The sequence below is a fragment of the Mitsuaria sp. TWR114 genome (assembly GCF_007997345.1).
Genome location: NZ_VOSR01000661.1, coordinates 1 through 3,863, shown reverse-complemented (window position 1 = coordinate 3,863; position 3,863 = coordinate 1). Strand labels below are relative to the sequence as shown.

4 protein-coding genes are annotated in these 3,863 nt (G+C 70.2%); 2 read left to right on the top strand and 2 right to left on the bottom strand.

The features are described 5' to 3' along the window. A partial coding sequence (locus FUT87_RS21815; protein ID WP_147242373.1) for an HlyD family secretion protein occupies positions 1-501 on the top strand: 501 nt, incomplete at its 5' end. Beyond that, positions 498-2,102, top strand: coding sequence for a DHA2 family efflux MFS transporter permease subunit (locus FUT87_RS21810; RefSeq protein WP_147242372.1), 1,605 nt, complete (start codon positions 498-500; stop codon positions 2,100-2,102). The genes FUT87_RS21815 and FUT87_RS21810, both read left to right, overlap by 4 nt. 42 nt (positions 2,103-2,144) lie before the next feature. On the opposite strand, the gene FUT87_RS21805 is transcribed toward FUT87_RS21810, so the two are convergent. Together FUT87_RS21805 and FUT87_RS21800 are read right to left on the bottom strand one after the other, a co-directional pair. After that, positions 2,145-2,558, bottom strand: coding sequence for a response regulator transcription factor (locus FUT87_RS21805; RefSeq protein ID WP_091725252.1), 414 nt, complete (start codon positions 2,556-2,558; stop codon positions 2,145-2,147). Between the two features lie 29 nt (positions 2,559-2,587). Further along, the coding region (locus FUT87_RS21800) for an AsmA family protein (protein ID WP_147242371.1) at positions 2,588-3,863 on the bottom strand (1,276 nt) is incomplete at its 5' end.

Below are 3,863 nucleotides of genomic sequence, written 5' to 3'. Positions count from 1 at the left end.
ATGGCGGTGGTCGGCCTGCAGCAGGTCTGGGTCGACGCCAACTTCAAGGAAAGCCAGCTGGCCAAGCTGCGCATCGGCCAGAAGGCGACGCTGGAGGCGGACGTCTACGGCAAGAAGACCGAGTACCACGGCACGGTCCAGGGCCTGGGCGCCGGCACGGGCGCGGCCTTCGCGCTGCTGCCGGCGCAGAACGCCACCGGCAACTGGATCAAGGTGGTGCAGCGCGTGCCGGTGCGCATCGCGCTGGATCCGAAGGAAGTGCAGGAGCACCCGCTGCGTGTGGGCCTGTCGATGGACGTGCAGGTCGACGTCCGTGAGCAGGGCGGCCAGATGCTGGCCGCCGCGACCGGCGCCAGCGCGCCGCGGCTGCAGACGACGATCTTCGACGCGCAGGAGAAGGCCGCCGACGAGCAGGTGAACCGCATCATCGCGGCCAACCTCGGCAAGGCGGCCGCCGCCAGGACCTCGACCTCGTCCTCGATCACCACGCGCGTGCAATGAGCAATTCCACTTCCATGGATGCGGCACCGGCGCCCGCGCCGTCGGCCGCACCGGTCGCGCCGGCCGCCCCGCCGCCGTTGACCGGCACGGCCCTGGTGCTGGGCACGATCTCGCTGTCGCTGGCGACCTTCATGAATGTGCTGGACTCGTCCATCGCGAACGTGTCGCTGCCGGCCATCGCGGGCGATCTCGGCGTGAGCCCGGTGCAGGGCACCTGGGTGATCACGAGCTTCGGCGTGGCCAACGCGATCTCGGTGCCGCTGACCGGCTGGCTGACCCAGCGCTTCGGCGCGGTGCGGCTGTTCACGATGAGCGTGCTGCTGTTCGTGCTGGCGTCCTGGCTGTGCGGCTTCGCCCATTCGCTGGAGATGCTGGTGGCGGCGCGGGTGTTCCAGGGGCTGGTGGCCGGGCCGATGATCCCGCTGTCGCAGACGCTGCTGCTGGCGAGTTATCCCAAGCACAAGGCGGGCACGGCGCTGGCGCTGTGGGGGATGACGACGCTGGTGGCGCCGGTGGTGGGGCCGCTGCTGGGCGGCTGGATCACCGACAACGTCACCTGGCCGTGGATCTTCTACATCAACGTCCCGGTCGGCCTGTTCGCGGCCGGCCTGACCTGGAGCATCTACCGGACGCGCGAGACGCCGGTGAAGAAGCTGCCGATCGACACCATCGGGCTGGCCCTGCTGGTGCTGTGGGTCGGCTCGCTGCAGGTGATGCTCGACAAGGGCAAGGAGCTCGACTGGTTCGCGTCGAACCAGATCGTCGCGCTGGCCGTGATCGCGGTCGTGGGTCTGGCGGTGTTCATCGTCTGGGAGCTGACCGACGACCATCCGGTGGTGGACCTGCGGCTCTTCGCGCGGCGCAACTTCCTGTTCGGCGCCTCGGTGCTGTCGATCGCCTACGGCCTGTTCTTCGGCAACGTCGTGCTGCTGCCGCTGTGGCTGCAGCAGCACATGGGCTACACCGCCACGGCCGCGGGCTTCGCGCTGGCGCCGGTGGGCGTGCTGGCGATCCTGCTGTCGCCGGTGGTGGGGCGCAAGGTGTCGACGTGGGACCCGCGCGCGATGGCGAGCTTCGCGTTCGTCGTGTTCGCGATCGTGCTGTTCATGCGCTCCAAGTTCACGACCGACACCGACCTGGCCGCCATCATGGTGCCCACCATCCTGCAGGGCGGGGCGCTGGCCTTCTTCTTCATCCCGCTGACGACGCTGACGCTGTCAGGTATCACGCCGGAGCGGATCGCCGCGGCGGCGGGCCTGTCCAACTTCGTCCGGATCACGGCGGGGGCGATGGGGACGTCGATCTCCACGACCCTGTGGGAGAACCGCGCGACGCTGCATCACCATCACCTGGCGGAGCGCCTGGCGCTGGGCGACGTGCCGGAGACGCAGGCGATCGAGACCTTGCAGCGCCAGGGCTTCAGCCATGACCAGGCGCTGGCCTACCTGAACCGGCTGGTCGACCAGCAGGCCTTCACCCGGGCGGCGGACGACATCTTCCTGGCCTCGGCGATCCTGTTCCTGGTGCTGATCGCCTTCGTCTGGCTGACCAAGCGCCCGCCGAAAATGGGCGCGCCGGTGGACGCGGGCGGGGCGCACTGAGCGCCAGCGGCCTCACGCCCACCAGCGAACTTCAGTGGTGGCTCACGCCTTCGACGACGCCAGGTCCAGGCAGTAGGCGATGAGCTCGTCGAGCTCGCTGGACTTGTCGAAGACCCGGTCGGCGCCGAGCTGCTCGCAGCGCTGGCGCATGTCGACGGTGGCGTAGTTGGTCAGCACGATCAGCTTGGCCTCGGGCTGCAGCAGCCGGGCCTTGGGCAGCAGCGACATGCCCGAGCCCCGCTTGAGGAACAGGTCGATGATCAGCAGGTCGCAGGGGACCGCCTCGTCATGCAGCCAGCGCAGCGCGGCGGCCTCGTCCTCGGCCTGGCCGACGACGGCCAGGTCCAGCATCTCCTGCAGCGTCGCCACGAGGTTCTCGCGGATGAGCGGGCTGTCCTCGACCAGGAAACAGTTCAGCGTGCCGGGCGTCGGATCGATGACGGGAACGGTGGACATGGGCGTGGGCATATGGGAGGCGCCCATTATCACGATCCCGGCCTCCGCTTCGACACGGGCGCCAGCCGGGCGTTGCATTCGGACAGCGCGCGCAGGCTTTCATCGTCCGGATCCTCGCCCAGGTCGATCAGCGGCACGATCGCCGCCAGCGGCGCCACGGCCACGCCCAGCACCGCCGCCGGCACCAGCTTGCGCAGCAGCGGGGCCTTCTGAAGGCTGAGCCGCGGATCGCCCAATGTCCCCTGGATGTTCAAGGGCGTGCGCAGCGTCAGCGGGCTCTTGTCCTTGGGATCGACCTTGGCGACCAGGTTCAGCCGCTCGGTGGCCAGCGACATGTCGCCGTCGACCAGCACCACCGAATCCTTGGTGTCCACCACCATCGGCCGCGGCGTCACCATCCCGTCCTTGACCCGCAGATCGGCGACGCCGCAGTTCACCTGCAGGGCGTCGTCACCGCGCACCAGCAGGCCCAGGCCCTGCGCGATGTCGATACCGGCAGCCTCGACGATCAAGTGCGACACCGTGCCATCGGTCCAGTACAGCACCATGCGGCCGTCGGCGCTGGCCAGCAGCTCCGCCGTCGAGCGCCCGACGCCATCCAGCGCGATGCGTCCGCCCATCACGCCGGTCACCCAGCGCTGTCCGTTCTTGCGCTCCAGGTTCAGCCACTGCTCCAGATGCACGCCGCTGACACGCAACCGCGCCTGCCACCGGGCCTTGGGCTCGCGGCCGTCCAGGCGCATCAGGCCGGCGACCTGGCCGCGCGCCACGCGGGCGTCGATGTCGCGCAGCTCCAGCACGCCGTCCTTCAGCACGATGCGGGCGTTCAGCGGCTCGGCCGCCTGCAGCAGGGCCGAGCCGGACTCGAAGCGCGCGAGCTTCACGTTCACGTTGGCGTTCATCGCGCGCAGCGAGGGCAGGTCGAACTGCTTGTCCGGAAGCACGCGCGACGTGGCCTTCTTCGCCCGTGGGGCGCCCGGCTCGGCCGGCACGCCGACGGCCGGGCCCAGGTCGGCCAGCCAGAGCTCGCGGCCGCGCAGCTCGCCGGTCAGCGTGGGCACGGCGTTCTCGGGCTTGTCGTACTGGAACTCGCCGCTGAGCTGGCTCTTGCCGATCGTGGCCTGCCGCACCGCGGTGGTCCAGCGCGTGCCCTCGCGGGTGAGCCGCCCGCGCATCGAGAAGGCCGGCGTGGTCGGCAGCGTGACGCCCAGCGGCTCGCCGACCGCGGCCAGCGACGGGCCGCTGAGGGTGTAGTCGCCCGCCAGCCCCTGGCTGACGAGCAGGTCGCGCACCTCGCCGTCGAAG

Bases quoted from the DNA above. Each gene is read 5' to 3' on its own strand.
- FUT87_RS21805 (WP_091725252.1), bottom strand. From the start codon at position 2,558: ATGTCCACCGTTCCCGTCATCGATCCGACGCCCGGCACGCTGAACTGT.
- FUT87_RS21810 (WP_147242372.1), top strand. From the start codon at position 498: ATGAGCAATTCCACTTCCATGGATGCGGCACCGGCGCCCGCGCCGTCG.